General features: G+C 28.7%; 12 protein-coding genes. 1 reads left to right on the top strand and 11 read right to left on the bottom strand.

The window, feature by feature from the left end:
* The first annotated feature begins 153 nt into the window (after nt 1–153).
* Complete coding sequence (locus ACXYRK_RS02210; protein WP_458617874.1) at nt 154–834, top strand: hypothetical protein; 681 nt, start codon at nt 154–156, stop codon at nt 832–834.
* A gap of 138 nt (nt 835–972) precedes the next feature.
* Here the strand turns inward: ACXYRK_RS02210 and ACXYRK_RS02215 are convergent, their stop codons facing one another.
* The 11 genes from ACXYRK_RS02215 to rnr form a co-directional block, all read right to left on the bottom strand.
* Complete coding sequence (locus ACXYRK_RS02215; protein ID WP_458617876.1) at nt 973–2898, bottom strand: hypothetical protein; 1926 nt, start codon at nt 2896–2898, stop codon at nt 973–975.
* 1 nt (nt 2899) lies between these two features.
* Nucleotides 2900–3175, bottom strand: a complete 276-nt coding sequence (locus tag ACXYRK_RS02220) for a hypothetical protein (RefSeq protein ID WP_458617877.1) — start codon at nt 3173–3175, stop codon at nt 2900–2902.
* 2 nt (nt 3176–3177) lie between these two features.
* The gene (locus ACXYRK_RS02225) at nt 3178–4206 is read right to left on the bottom strand and encodes a carbohydrate ABC transporter permease (protein WP_458607480.1); all 1029 of its coding nucleotides are present in this window, start codon (nt 4204–4206) and stop codon (nt 3178–3180) included.
* Nucleotides 4163–5200: a carbohydrate ABC transporter permease gene (locus ACXYRK_RS02230; protein WP_435130539.1), complete on the bottom strand. Its 1038-nt coding sequence runs from the start codon at nt 5198–5200 to the stop codon at nt 4163–4165. Before ACXYRK_RS02230 ends, ACXYRK_RS02225 begins: the two co-directional genes overlap by 44 nt.
* Nucleotides 5181–7265, bottom strand: a complete 2085-nt coding sequence (locus tag ACXYRK_RS02235) for an ATP-binding cassette domain-containing protein (protein WP_458617879.1) — start codon at nt 7263–7265, stop codon at nt 5181–5183. The genes ACXYRK_RS02230 and ACXYRK_RS02235 overlap by 20 nt, the downstream gene beginning before the upstream one ends.
* Before the next feature lie 12 nt (nt 7266–7277).
* Nucleotides 7278–8651, bottom strand: coding sequence for a thermonuclease family protein (locus ACXYRK_RS02240; protein WP_458617881.1), 1374 nt, complete (start codon nt 8649–8651; stop codon nt 7278–7280).
* A gap of 51 nt (nt 8652–8702) precedes the next feature.
* Nucleotides 8703–11249 carry a P68 family surface lipoprotein gene (locus ACXYRK_RS02245; protein WP_458617883.1) on the bottom strand — a complete coding sequence of 849 codons (2547 nt, stop codon included), beginning with the start codon at nt 11247–11249 and terminating at the stop codon, nt 8703–8705.
* A gap of 192 nt (nt 11250–11441) precedes the next feature.
* Nucleotides 11442–11726, bottom strand: coding sequence for an antibiotic biosynthesis monooxygenase (locus tag ACXYRK_RS02250; protein ID WP_458597377.1), 285 nt, complete (start codon nt 11724–11726; stop codon nt 11442–11444).
* Nucleotides 11727–13277: a methionine--tRNA ligase gene (gene metG / locus ACXYRK_RS02255; RefSeq protein WP_458617885.1), complete on the bottom strand. Its 1551-nt coding sequence runs from the start codon at nt 13275–13277 to the stop codon at nt 11727–11729.
* A gap of 1 nt (nt 13278) precedes the next feature.
* Nucleotides 13279–14079, bottom strand: a complete 801-nt coding sequence (locus ACXYRK_RS02260; protein WP_458617886.1) for a tRNA1(Val) (adenine(37)-N6)-methyltransferase — start codon at nt 14077–14079, stop codon at nt 13279–13281.
* Nucleotides 14060–16240, bottom strand: a complete 2181-nt coding sequence (rnr, locus tag ACXYRK_RS02265; RefSeq protein WP_458617888.1) for a ribonuclease R — start codon at nt 16238–16240, stop codon at nt 14060–14062. Before rnr ends, ACXYRK_RS02260 begins: the two co-directional genes overlap by 20 nt.
* Nucleotide 16241 lies beyond the last annotated feature (1 nt).

The following is a 16241-nucleotide window of genomic DNA, read 5'->3' on the forward strand; positions in this document are numbered from 1 at the left end:
ATAAAAATTGGTCTGTTTTTCTGTTGGTATAAAAAATCATTAAAAGTTTAAATTAATAAATATTATTCAAGCCAACTTGAACAAATATATTTAGGTTTAAAAGCAAATTTAGATGTTAAAAAATATACAAAAAATATTTTTAATGGTTTTCAAATGCAACAGATAAGACTTGGTTTACAAAAAGATTATATATTAGATAAGGTATATTTATATATAGATCCAAAATACGATTGAAAACAAATGCAAGAGATAAGAAAAGGACTAGAGTTATCGTTGGATGTGAAATTATACCTAGATTCAAAATTATCATATTATCAAATGCAACAAATTAGAAATACATTACTCGAAGATAAAAAGAAGGTTATTAGCGATGATGTAAAAGAAAAAGGACTAGATAGTGAATATATGAACGAGTTGAATATACCATATTTTGATGCGATTTTGGATGAAGTTCACAAACGAAAGCAAAACACATCTGAGAGCAGTAGTCACATGGAAATTGTAAACATCAAGCATAAGGTTGCTAAGGCAGATGAAATAAATTCGCAGCTACATTTATTTAATGAGCAGCAACAAGAACAAATCAAACTAGGAATACATGTAGATATAAATGTATATTCATATTTGGACCCAAAATTATCAGCCAATCAGATGCAAGAGATAAGATATCATTTACTAGAAGAAAAAGTATATCAAATGAATTTAGATTTAAAAGAAAATGGTATATATAGCCAATACTTTGATTATACATATAAAAATGTTTTCAATCAATTTAATGAATTAAAAGAGTTATATAGTGATGAAAAATCAGATGTAAAAGAGAATGTGATGTAAGTGTGATATGTTTTAGCAGATAAATGTATACTGTTTAACAAAATAATAAAGTCACTAACCATAAAGAACATAATATGGCTTTATAGGCACTATTTTGTGGGTATAAAAAGTTGTCTACACAAAGTGTATAGACAACTTTTATAACTCTGAATTAGAATTTGGTAGTTTTTCAAAATGATTATCTAATTTATCAAAGATAAATGTATCAATATTTGAGTTTTTATCTTTTTTGATGGCTTTATAGTATCCATATACATCGAATAAATATCATTTTTTATCTTCTTGATTATAAAATTCTACTCAGTATGTAAGTTTCTTAGAATCTGTATTTATTTTATATCCTAAAACAGATTGAGTTTTATATATTTTATTTAAAAATAAGAGTTTAGCGAATAAATCAGCTAATGAATATTGTGATGTTTTAGATTCTGCAAAACTTTTATCGATTAGTTTGTAAATATTACCCAAATCAAATTTAACAACTTCAAAGTTTAAAAAGTCATTAATAGTTTTTGTCGCTTGTGTCTTTGTAGTAGCATTAAGATCAGGATTTCGCAATGCTTCAGATGCTTTTTTAACAGCCGGCAGAGTTTTTTCAAAATAATCTATAACAATTTTATAAACATCAACTTTTTTATTGGTATTTTTTACAAACAATTCTGCAGCTTTTAATGCAGAAATTTTTTCATCCAACTTCTTTGTGTCATTATCATTTTGAAGTTGTTTGATTTCTTGTTGTAGTTTTTCAATATTCTCTTGCGTTTTTTTAATTGTTTCAAGAGTTTCGGGTAAGGTATTAATGTATGAATGATAAGTTTTATAATAAAGCATATCAATGTGATTTTGGATAAATTCTTTTGGTTTTGATAAAAATTCACTTTGTTCTGATTCACTGAGTTTTTCAGTAAAGACTTTATATTCATCGTTTTTATTTTCTTTTGTATCAGATGTTGCAGATGGTGAAATTCCAAAAATTAAGTAAGTAGGACCAAATCCACGAGTAATTCCGTGAATTTCATCTTCCAAGTTTGCAGGAAGTGATTCATCAGTTTCAATGCGATAATTAGGATATAATTTATAAAACACATTTCAAATGTTTTTTAAAGTATTTTTAGCATCTATTTTAGTATAATCAATTTTTGAATCAAGAATCTTATTTTTTTGTAGAGTTAAATTAACTAAATTAGTATCAATGGTGTTTCCACGGATGTTATTTGCAAAATCAATTTTAAATGAAATGTCAGCATTATTATAAGTTAAAAGTTTATTCACAGGTTTAAATGCTTCTATTTGTTTCTTGTTAGCATAATCGACATAATTTATCCCAACTGCTAATGGAGTATCTTTGATGAAGTTATATACAATGCTTTTAACTTTATCTTCGGTAATAACTTTATTAAAATCATCAATTTGATAATATTCAATTTTGCTTAATGCTTGATATAAAGTTAAAATTTGTTTTTCTAAATCGATATCATCCCCTGCTTCATTTGTTCCATATTTATGGACTAATATTTGTGCAACAGAACGTTTTCCGTTGATTTTATGATATGCATCTAGTTTCTCTAAGATTTGTTTTTGTTTTGTGTGAATATCATTTAACAAAATGATATTTGAATTAATTAAGTCTTGTCCTTGTCGCTGGTATTTATGTTTTTTATTATATTGATCAAAGTTGTATTGCATCAAAAGGATACTATTTGCTAAAAAGTTGATATTATCTTGGTTAAATGCAACACCTTTACCTGCTGTTGTAATAATTGTTGGTAGGCTTGTTTTTAAAAACGAGTTATTAATAGAGACATTTAAATTTTGATATCTGATGTCTACATCTGAATATGTATATGCTAGTCAGTTTGCTGTATATAAATTATTTTCAAATTTTACTAATGCAGGAATTTTTTTGTCAGCAACTCTTTGTTTGATATTAAATCCGTTTTGTTGCACCCAATCCTTAGCATACTGAATTGTTTTATCACCTTGGTATAAACAGGACACGGCTGTTAAGGGAATAACACTTGTAGATAAGGTTGTAAAAAGGAGATATTTAATTTTTTTGTTCATATTAACTAAACATTTCTGAGTATTTTCAAGATTTAAAACCAGCATATGAAATAATTACACCGATGATAAATACCACACAAGAAAATGCTAAACCTCCTATAGAATATGCTTTAGAAAACTGAAATGCATCTATGATGCTCCGATCTAGTTCGACTTTTTTGTTTAATTCAATGATATAACCTAATTGGTGGATAAAAATTGATAATCCGATGATTGCTATCAAGGCCAATGCAGCAATAATTGTTCATATAATAATTCTGCGTTTATATGTTCTCATTTTTATCCTTTAATAGTTGAACCTTGTCTGCTGATTGCATTCATAATTCTTTTTCTAAGTAATAAATAAATAATAAACATTGGCAAGATTACAAAGATAGCAGCTGCCATTTTAATATTTTGGAGCGGAACACCAGCACTGTTATCATCGCTAAAGTCCATACCAGCATTAAATAATCAAACTGATAGCAGTTGTAATGAATTACGATCCGAAACTAAAATTGATGGTCACAAGTAAGCATTTCAAGAAGCAAGAGCGGTTAAGATAACAATAGTTAAAGTAGTAGGCATTACCATCGGAAAGGCAATTTTAAACATATATTTTATCCCACCTGCTCCATCAATTAATGATACTTCTTTAATGCGTCCTGGAATTGCTTCAAATGAGTTTTTATACATAACGGTATTAAAGATGCTAGATACAAAAGGAAGTGCAATAGCAAATAATAAACCAGTATAATTAGCCCGCATATTAGTACGAAACACCACGATATATTGTCCAGATAATAAGGCAACTTCAGGGAGCACCAATAAAGCAAGTGCTAAGAATCAAACCAAACCTTTTCCACGTCACTTTTTAAGAGCAAAAGCATATCCCATTAAAAAGGTAATGAATACTTTTAAAACAACTGATATAATAACATTTAATGCAGTAAAACCTAATGAATTTCAATAACCAGTTGCTAATGCACGATGGTAGGTATTGGCGACAACTTTTGACCAAGCAACAGTATCACCAATACCTTTGGTTCCTTGATAATATGTATTTCCTTCGGTAAAATCAGAAACAAATCGAAAATTAGTACTTAGGTTTGCAACTTCATCATCTGTCATTAATGAAATTGAAATCATAAAGAAAAATGGGAATAATATTAGAACACCAAAAAAACATAACACTAATAACTTCAAAACCGATAAAAAAATTGCTGATGCAGGATTGCTGTCGATTACTTGGGTGGTAACTTTTTCTTGGTTGCGACGGATTTTTCTATGTATTAGAAGTTGTTGAATTTTTAACTTTAACTCAAACATTTCTTTCTCCTAAATTATTTAATGATAATTGCACCATAAAAAATCCTCCACGAATAATAGATGAAAAACTTACACCTATGATAAATAACAAGATAGCTGCAGCACCTGCATTATGAAATTGCGCGCTTTTAGTCATTAAGTAAACATATAACATTAAGGTTCCACCACCGTATGAAAAGGCATCGGTTGGGTTATTATTGAATAAAGCAAGCGGAAAGACTTTTAAACCTCCGATGATACCTAATGTGATTATAAAGTTAATGGTTCCTTTAATTGATGGTAAAGTAATGCTAAAGAATTGTTTGATCCCACCACATCCATCGATAGAAGCAGATTTATAAAGGTTTTTATCTACTCCGAGCATTGCTGTGGTAAATATAAGGATGTTAAATGCTAAACCACCTCAAATCCCGTTAATAAACATTGCGATCAATGCATTGAATGTATATGGATCGGATGTGTTTAATCATGCACGAGTGGAACCGGTAATTTTGTTTAATATCCCTGCTGGAGCAAAGAATTGGATAAATACCAGTGAAACTGCAACAGCATTAGTGATATAAGGCATAAAGAATACAGTTTGTCATATTCCACGTGCATATTTACGATGTAGTTTTGCAATAATTGAAGAAATAATTAGTGAAAAGGACATCACAAATGGTAGCACGACTAAACCATATATAAATGAGTTTCTTACCCCAGTAGCAAAACGCGCATCTTTAAACACATATTCATAATTCTTTCATGTTCCTTCACCGCTTTCGGTTGTAAAAGATTGATAAATATTAATTCCCATTGGAACTAATGTAAACATTAAAATGAGTAAAAATCCAGGGAGTAGTAAAAGTAATGGGATATATAAAGGGGTACGACGTTCTAAAATTGAATGCGATAAAACGACTTTCTTTTGTGATTGTTTTTTTAGTGACCAATTAAGTAAAAACCCCATATGAATCGAGATAAAAGAGTGCAACTTACGAATTAGATATTTCATATTCTAATCTTTCTTCGGAAACTGCATCAAAGATATGCAATTTTGAAATAGGTAAATCAAAATAAATATTATCCCCGATTCGATATTCTAAATCATTATCTAATAAAAAGTTAATTCTTCCGATGTTATTAACTTCAACTATTAATTTACTTTCTTTTCCAAAGTTCTCTTGCACGATAACTTTACCTTTAAACATCGCTTCTTCGTTGTTTTTAATAATAAAGTCTTCTGAACGAACACCGATGTTTAAACTTGGATTTGACACATTTTTTATAAGTACATTTTCAAGCAATTTACCAGCAACATATACTCTGTTATCCTTATATTCTGAAGGGAATAATCCCATTTCAGGCATCCCTAAAAAACGGGCCACGAATTGGTTTTTAGGCTTATTATATAACTGCATTGGTGTTCCGAATTGTTGCACTTTTGCAGTTGACATACAAACAATAATATCTGAAATTGACATTGCTTCCTCTTGATCGTGGGTAACAAATACAGTAGTAATTCCGAGCGATTGTTGAATTTCCCGAATTCACTGACGGGTTGAAATCCGTAGTTTTGCATCAAGGTTAGAAAGAGGTTCATCCATTAATAATATTTCAGGTTTTTTAACAATTGCACGAGCAATTGAAACACGTTGTTGTTGACCTCCAGATAAACGAGTCGGTTTTTTTTGTAAAATAGGAACTATTTCAACACGTTTTGCTACTTCCATAACTTCATTATGAATTGCTTTACGTAGAGAGATTACATTTTTTGTTAATTCTTTTACTTTTTGGCGATCGCTTTCATTTAGAATGTGGGGAATAATTTTCTTACGTTCTTGTTTTATTTTATTGTCTAAATCATATCTTTTGCTTAACTCCTTAACTTGGTTAATGAAGTGTTTTTGAGCAACATATGGTAATCTTTTGCTATCATCTTTAAGTTGTTTAAAACTAAGATCTTCGGATTTTGCTAACTTATATTCTCTTTTTGTAGCTAAATAAATTTCTTTGGTTTTTGCTTTTTCCTCGGCATATTTAGCATATATTTCTTTACGTTTTAAAATATATTTATAGCGAGTGATTAAATGCAATAATTTTTTTTCTACTGAAACAATTTTTAATCGCTCATTTAATTCTAGATGGTCAAGGTTTTCAGAAACTAAATTTGCAACTGCTTGCTGTAGCAATTCTAAATGAGCTGGGATGTCTTCAGGTTTTAATGGTTTAAAATGTAGCAGTTTAAAATCCATATTAGCTAAAATTTCGGCTTTTTTAAGGTCTTCTAATAAGTTGTTACTTTTTTGAGATAGGTATTTGTCTTTAATTTCTTGTTTTTTAGTTTTAGTATCAAGATCCACTTGCTTATTAGTTTTCAAGACATTTTTAGTTAAAAGGGAAATTTCAGATGTTTCATGTGAAACGGCAAGTTTATAATCAGTATGAGCTTTTTCAAGATTTTCAATCATACGAGCATATGCTTCGTTGAATTTGTGCTGTAAATTATAAGATAAAAGTAATCAGTCATCAAAAGCTTGTCTTAATGAATTTGTTTCATTTTTACTTGCACCAAGCGCATTTAGATATAAAATTCTAATTTCATTTTGTGCTTGTTGCTTTTTTAACATTGTACGAAACTGTCAATCATAATCATTTTTTAATGGAAAAGCAATGTTAGCATAAACACTTAAATGTGGATATAAAGCATAGTTTTGAAAGACAAATCCGATTTTGCGACGTTGTGGAGTAAAATCGGTAACATCTTTTCCTTTAAATAAAATTTTTCCTGATGTTACTGTTAATAAACCAGCAATAGCATTTAATGTAGTAGTTTTTCCAGAACCAGATGGGCCTAATAAAGTTACTAATTTACCATCTGGGATTTTAAAACTAACATTATCGACAGCTAAGGTTTCACCAAAATCGATATTTAAGTTTTTCAACTCAATTGCAGGAACTGAATCTAGGTTTTTTTCTCGAAATTCATCTCGGTATTTTTGAATTTTCATTAAATCTGAATCGGTGATATTAATAGACTGAGTTTTAAGTTTATGAATTAACTTCTTCAGTAATAACATAAATTCCTTTCGTTATTTTTGATTAGTATATGTTTTAACTTTATTAGATGCATCACCAGGTTCACTGGAATAAAATGGAGCATATGAATTAGGTCGTTTGCTTAAATATACATATAATGAAACTTGATCAGGGGTGTCAAAATATTTAAAGAATCCATTTTGTTCTGCTACAGCTTGGTCAGCTGCTTGTGCCATCTTTGGATAAATATTATATATAAAGTCATCTGTTTTTGCTTGTTTAAAATCCACACTTCAAGCCGCTTCAGAAAGTGGAAGGGTTAAACCAGCACGAATAATTTCAACACCATAACTATATTTATATTTACTATAATTATTTATATGTTGACTTGAATCATTGCTACCAAAGATAATATCTGCTACATTTCTACCATATGTATCTTTTCCGCTTGGAAAGGCAACTAAAACATCATCTTTATATTTATTGAAAATTTTTTCAGCAAATTCAGTTGACTTATAAGCAAAATGTGATTCAAAAGGACTAGCAGTTTTATAATTTTTTCCACCACCTATTCCTTTTTCAGGGGTATCAATTCCACGTAATCTTATTTTATATTGCTCGCCTATTTTAAATTCAGCATTACCTATTATTTTAGCTTCTAGTGGCTCAATGGTAAATGTGTCACCATCTGAATCAGAAACAAGTTTAGCACGTAATATTTTATTTTTAAAGCGTTCTTGATTAAAATCAATTCCTAATGGGACAAAGTTTTTTTCATCTGTATCAACTTTCATATCCTTAATAGGGACATCAAAACTAAATGGTTTTTCAATATTAACTACAGATACTCAATCAACAGGATGATTTTGATAAAACATTTGATATCCTAAGGTTATTTTGTCTTTTATGCTTTTAGAATCTCATTGCGATAGAGGATTATTTTGTCCAGGTTCTTTCAGTTTGTCATCTAAATTAAGTGATACACTAGCATATAAAAACTTAAATACAACATATTTATCAAAAAACTTCATACGAACTAGTTTTGGATAACTACTCTTAGCATCATCGATTCTTAATACAGCTTTTTGTGGTTGTAAAAAAGTCAAATGGATTTGTTGTTTAAACTGATTTTGTATTGATGATGCGATTTTTTCTTTTATCTTATCAATATCATTATAAAATGAAGTTCTTTTTAATGTATTGTTTAGAACTTCTGGTGTGGTTGTGATGTTATAATGATAGTCTTTTTTATCTTCTGTAAAAATAAGTGGATATTTTGAAACAGAAGCATCAACTTTATATTCAAGTATAGGGAGTTTTTCGTCATTAGCAGGATCATATTTAGAACAAGCTACTGCAGCAACTAAACTACTTGCTGATAAAGTTGGTAAAGCAATCATTTTTATTAATTTAGTAAACTTAGACATATTTTCCTTTCATTAAAATATAACTTGCCTAAGCAAATTATATTTATAATATTAACTTACTCCGATTGTGATAGCATCAACAAATTTGGTGAAATTGAATTTTTCTTGACTTGGATTATTGAAATTGTATTGATCAATGGATTGTTTTCATGCATTTTTGATTTGTTCTCTAAATGTATCAGAGAATGTTCCAGCAGGTTCTTCAAATGTATGGATTTCATCTGGTTTATTAATTGCTTCTTTTGCTTCCGCTAACACAACTTGAAGATATTTATTTGTACCACTCTTAGTTTTAGCAAATTTATCAGGATCTAAATTAACTAAGTCATTTGTTCCTGAAATATAAGACATTCCTTGTTCTAAGGTTCTTAAAGGTGTGTTGGTAATAGTATTTTTATCAACTTTAAAGTCAAAGGTTTTTGTAGTAGTAATCAATCATTTTACAAAAGCACGAGTTGCATCTTCATCAATATCATTTGATTTAACACCCATCAATGAAGGTCCTTGAAGGTATAAAACATTTTTATCGGTTGACTTTGCAGATCATTTTTTAGGTGTTGGTAGAGCAAATAATTCATCTTCGGAAAGAACATCAGTAGCTTTTAATATACGTTTGTGCAATCCAACTTCATTTAAAGCATTAGTAAATTTATTGTCTGTATCATCAATATTTTTTTCATAATCTTCATATTCTGTTGTATCCATTTTTAGAACATCTTTTAATATTACGAACGCAAATGAATCACCTGATGAATTCTTCATATCAATAATTTCAACTTTAGAATCTGTTTTATCTTTTAACATATCTTTAGCTTTTTGGATAAAATTAGTATTTTTTTGATTATCTTTTAATGAAACAATATAACCTAAGTTTTTACCACTTGTTTTAAGATTTTCAATTTTAGTTTTATTTTCATCATCAGCAGGAAGTAAATCATATTTTCCGATTGAAATATCATTACCTTTATCATCTTTTGGTATAGAAGATCATACAAAATTTTTAAAACCACCATAAACAGCTAGAATATTTGATTTGTATTTATTATATAATTCTTCAATTGCAGATGTACTTCCATCTCTATTTTTTTTAAATGTAGGATTTTGGATAAAAGTAAATGTGTTAGATTTTGATGGTTCAAATGAGAAGTTACCACTTTTATCATCAATTTCAGTTGCACCATCATTTTTAATATCTTTATAATTTTTTGAATATCCTGCAGTTGAACCGATTGAAAATGCGATTTTATGTTTAATTTGATCAGTTGATGAATATTGTCCACCCGGAAAACCATAAATTGCTTTAGTTTCAAATCCCTCAGTAAATTTATCTCAAATTTGTTGTGATACAGTATATGCATCACTACCTTTGCTTTTTAAAGCATTATATTGAATTACGGTTTTATCATTTTGACGAATCGCTGTTGAAATCATTTTTGAGTAATCAGCACCTAAGCTAGAAAATAATGCTGAATCATAAACTCCAACCATATCATCGATTCCGAAAACATGTAATGATGTATCATTTGTCTTTGCTGAGTTTGTAAATAAACTTTGCATAGTTTTTGAGAAATTAATAATTCCTGTGTATGTTCCGAATAAATCATCCTTAGTTATAGTTTTATTTGGATCTAAATATCCTGCATTTTTCAGGATATCTTGTACATTGGCAACAGGAGTTCCTCAAATTGCTGTAACGCTATTGCGATCAGCATGTGATTTATCAATAATGTCATTGAATTCATCACTAATTTTTACACCCTTAGCTTTCATTTCATCTAAAAAGTATCCTAAAACAGGTGCATTAATTGATAAAACATTTGAACTTTTGAATAATGGAAGAATGTATGTTCCTGGTTTGGTAATATTTTCAGTTGTATAGTTTGCATTAACGAAACTTTTAGCAAAATCATCTAAATCAGTATTTAAAGATTTATCTTGTGAATTGAAATTTAATAATAAATTTTCTCCATTGCTGTTTAAAACTGAAGCAATTACAGGATAACCGATTAATAAATTATAATAATCTTGTTGTTCTTCTTTTTTTAATCCGTGTATAGCTGCAATTTGTTTTCCAACATTTTGCACCCCGTCTGGATAACTGTTTCCATAGTTATCTACCTTAACTATTTCAGCAGCAGCAGAGATTCCTAATTCATTTAGTTTTGCTTCTTTTTGTTCGTCGGTTGCGTTTTTATTATCATTTACGAATTTTTGATATTTGCTAACTAAATCATTATATACATCAACAATAGCTCTAATTGTATTACCTTGAACACCACTTTGAGAAAAGGTAATTCCTAATTTAATATATCTATTCCCGTTGGAATCTTTCTTTTCTTTTTGACCATGACTTCTATTGTTTTTATCATTTTGAGCATTTTGAATCCGATCTTCTTGTGTCGCAGTTTCTAAGTCGCTTTTGATAACTAATGAACCTGGGTTACCTGGATTTCCTGGTGTAGTCGCACTACCTCCACCAGTATTATTTCCTTCACCACTTGAAGATTTACCACCTCCACATGCAGCAGCAAGTGCTACTGTGGTGCTACCCACTAAACCTGATAAGGTTAGTAAATATTTTTTTAACTTCTTTGACATATTATGTATATCTCCTAAATTATTTATTTATGTTATATAGAGCAGAAATTTTATTTCTGTATAAATTATATATTATTTTCTATAGTAAGTTTTAATATGCTTATTTTATAAGGTTATTTAATAATCTTTTGCTAAGAAGTGAAAATTCATTTCATATTTTTTTCATAAGTAACAAAAAGAACCAATATGGTTCTAACGATTTATTGACAATTGATAAATAACATTAACAGCCTTGGACATCTTTGATAAAGTTTGTAGTTCTTTAGCAAACTCAGGATTTTTAATGAATTTATCAAATTCGTTAAAATTGCTTCAACGTTCAATTACTAAAATTTTATCATCTGCTTGTATTCCGTATTCAAAAGATAAATTAGTTTCTTGCATACGTGTTTTTTGTGTAAAAACATATAAATAATCAATAAAACCCTTCATTTTTTCAGGATTAATTATATATTGTGTAGCTTTTGTGTAAATCATTTAGTTTCCTTTTTTGATGCGATTAAATAAAATAAAATGTGATTTAGGGATGATGTTATCAAATTTATGAAAATTAATTATTTGTTGAAAATCAAAACCAGATATGCATAAAGCATCTGCAACTTCTGAAACTTTTTTAGGTAGTAAAATAGATAAATATGTTGAAACAGCATAAATTCCATTTAATAATACTAATAAAATATCTTCCAATCTGATTAAATCATTTGTCAGTGTTCAAGGTTTAGTTACATCAATATATTTGTTTAAATTATCTGATAAATTTGTTGCAATTGCAAATGCTTTATGGATTTGATAGCGATCAAATTCATAACAAAAACTTTCTTTTGATTCTTTAATTTGTTCAAGCATTTGTAAGTCTTCGTTTAAATATTCATTTGTTTTTAAAGGTCTGTTAAAACTATTTGAAATCATCTTTAAGGTGCGTGATACTAAATTACCATAATTATTTATTAATTGTGAATTAATAACATCAATAAAACGATCTTCATCAAAGATTAAATCTTCACCTAAGGCAAATTGTGAAATAAAGAAATATTTAATCATTTCAGGATGGTATTTAGAGACTAAATCAAAGGGATCTACTACATTGCCTTTTGATTTAGACATCTTTCCTTGTGATGTAACAATTCAACCGTGTGCCTGGATGCGATTTGGTTGTTTGATGTTTAATGCTTTCAAAAAGATAGGTCAATAAATCATATGAAAACGCGAAATTTCTTTACCTAAAATATGTACAACTTCAGAGTTTTCGTTGTTTCAATATTTATTAAAATCACCTGGTTTATCAATATCATTTATATCAAAATCTAATGCACTAATGTAATTACATAAAGCATCTAATCATACATATAAAGTATGATTAGTATCTTCGTTGATTTTAATCCCTCAGTTAATATTAGTTCTTGTTACTGATAAATCTTCTAAACCTTTGTTAATAAAGTTAACTAACATCTCATGTTCTGTTTTTTTAGGGAATAAAAGGTCTGGATTATTATTAATATATTCTTTGAGTCAATTTTCAAATAGTTTCATTTTAAAAAAGTAACTATCTTCACTTACTTTTGTAAGTACATGTCCTGAAGCTGGATGATAAAGTTTTCCATCTTTTTTAATTGCTTGTGCTTCGGTTAAAAACTCTTCATCTGAAATTGAATATCATCCTTGATATTTACCTTTATAAATATATCCTTGCTTTAAAAAATAACTAAAAATATCTTTAACTATTTGTTTATGTTTTGTAGATGTGGTTCTTGAAAAATAATCATAATTAATATCAAAAACTTCTCACATATTTTTAAATTTACTTACAACTTGATCCACAAATTGCTGGGGTGCTAAATTATGTTGCTGTGCAATTTGTTGTATTTTTTGTCCGTGTTCATCAGAACCAGTGAGCATTTTGACATCATAACCTTGACTTTTTTTATAATTTGTAATCGCTCAAGCAAGTGTGGTAGTAAATAAATGTCCAATGTGTAAGTTTCCGCTTGCATAATAAATAGGAGTAGTAATATAAAAAGTTTTTTTCATCTTATTCCTTATTTAATTTTATAGGTTTATACAGTTGTTTTATTTGTGGTAGATAATCATGATTATTTAAATCTTTTGCATCGTGAAGATATAAATTAGGTAAAAAGTGTGAACCTCAGCCGGCTTGATATCGCGCTTCAATTAAAACAAATTTTGCTTTATCTTGCAACCTCGGATGCACAAATTGAATGCGTTTAGGTTCGAAATTGTATTTACGCAATAATTCAAATGCATCGATGCAACGTTCTACTGGTAAAACTAGTGATAAAAATCCTTTTTGTTCTATTATTTTTGAGCAACCTAAGATTAATTCATCTAAATTAAGTGTAATTTCGTGGGTTGCAATCAATTTTGCTTTTGATATATCTTGCCTAATTTTGGATGCATCAAAACGATAAAAAGGTGGGTTGCAAAAAATTATTTGATATTTTTTTTGATTTTGTTGATTAAATTGCTTTCAGTATAAATTAAAATCAGCATTAATCACATTTATTTGCTTATCAAGTTCGTTCAAAGTTACATTAAATTTTGCTAACTGTATTGCTTGTTGCTGTATTTCAATTGCATCAATATGTAGTTTTTCACTGCGTGCTGCGATAAAAATTGATAAGGCAGCATTATTAGTTCCTATTTCTAGAGCATTTGTAAAATGATTTGATAAAAACACAAAATTACCCAGTAAAATTGTATCAACTGAGTAATTAAACATCGTTTTGTCTTGATAAACATATAAATCACTATCAAAACCTAAAGAGTTTTTGATTCAGTTTTGTTTTGGTAATTTATTTTCTAATTCGTTCATGATGGAATTTTTTCTTAACATATTCAGTATATAAATCAGCAAGGCAGCAATCTATTTTACCTTCAACTAAATCGACATCTAAAACAACAATATCGACATAATCACCAATAGCAAAGGTGCGTTTTTTTGAAATTAATTTAGTAAGGTTTTCGTTAGGTTCATAAATATCATCGATTAATGTAGTTTTGTGAACTAAACCAGATGCCATAAAGTCAAATTCCACAAAGAAACCAAAATTAAGAACACTAACAATTTGGACTTTAAAAGTTTGTCCAACTTTGTTTTTTAAAAATTCTGCAAATTTTAAATCATTAACACTGCGTTCGATTTGAACTGCCTTTTGTTCAGAACGAGTATTTAGATCGCCATATATACTGATTTGATGTTTATATTCAGCAAGATTCTTTTTATTTTTATTGATAATAAAGTCACGAATGATGCGATGGATTACTAAATCTGGGTAACGACGAATTGGACTGGTGAAATGACAATAGAATTTTGATGCTAGTCCGAAATGTCCGATGTTGTCTGGTGAATAAACTGCCTTTTGCATTGTACGTAAAAATAGTAATTTAATAAAATCATCATTGCGCATTTGCTTTACATGATTTACAAAATCAGCAAATTTATTTGGTTTAATACTAGTATTTGAATTGATTGCTTCACTGCTTATATTAATTGCGTTCAATGAGTTTGATAATAATGTTAATTTTTCAGCATCGGGAGCCTCATGAACACGGTATAAAACAGGTAATTTATGATCAAATAAGAATTTAGCAACTGTTTCGTTGGCTCTAACCATAAAGTCTTCAATTAGCACCTCAGAAAAACCACGATCATTGATTAAAACTTCTTTAACAGTTCCATCATCGTTAAGTTTAATTTTCGGTTCGGGAAGTTCAAAGTCAACATAACCTTGTTTAATTTTATATTCATGTAAAATTAAACTCAGTTCCTTTGCATCATTTAACATCTGTTTTAGTTGTGATACTTGCTTTGGATCGCATTCTTCATTAATTAAACCACTTTGGTAATACTTATCAACTTGTTTATAGGTTAAGCGAAACTTGCTTTCTATGATTCCTTGAATAATTTTTGTTGAAACGTTATTCCCATCCTTATCAATTTCCATTTCACAACCCATAACAAAACGTCGAACATTTGGATTAAGAGAACAAATTCCGTTTGATAATTCAATAGGAAGCATCGGTATAACACGATCCGGTAGGTAAATACTAGTCCCACGTTTTAGTGCTTCATGATCAATTGCGCTACCAGATTTAACATAATAGGAAACATCTGCAATATATACACCTAAAAAGTAATTTCCATTATCTAATTTTTTAACATAAATTGAATCATCGAAGTCTTTGGTATCATCACCATCGATGGTAACAATCATTTTATCAGTTAAATCAACACGATTTTTTAAATCTTCATTGTCTATTGTTTGTGGGATGTTTGCAACTTCTGAAGTCATTGCATCTGGGAAATTTGAAGGGGCTTTAATATGCTCGAGGTATGATTTAACATACACCATCGGGTCAGCTTCATTGCTAATTACTTTAATAATTTTAATTGAAACGGTTTTTCCATCATATTTAATAATTTTTGCAACTACTAAATCATTAAATTTTGTTTCAACATTTGATTCGATAATATTTCAAGTTACATTTTTCATCCGAGTTTCAACAGGGATAAAATAAGTTGAATAATTTTTATGTTTTATAAAACCAATGACTTCTTTGTTACCACGTTCTAAAACTTTTACAACTACACCAGAGTTCAATTGGTTTTTATCTTCATACGGGTTTGAATAAACATACACAAAAACCTTGTCGTTATTCATTGCTCCATTGAAATTAAAGTTTTTAATAAAAACACGATCCTTAGTTTTATTTACTTCATCAATGTTATAGTCAACAAAACCAAATTGACCTTTAGCATTGACATTTAAAATACCTTCAATTTTATCAACTAAAACAGGTGCATAATATTCATCGTTAACATTTTTAAATAACTTATATTCTCGTTGTAATAAAGATAATAAACTTGTTAGTTCACGATTGTTCTTAGGCAGAATCCGAAAACGTCTTGCTATATCTAAAAAACTTCTTGATTTAACAGACTGGATGTATTTTAAAACTTCTTCTTTATTCATA

The organism is Mycoplasma sp. AC1221 (genome assembly GCF_054353815.1).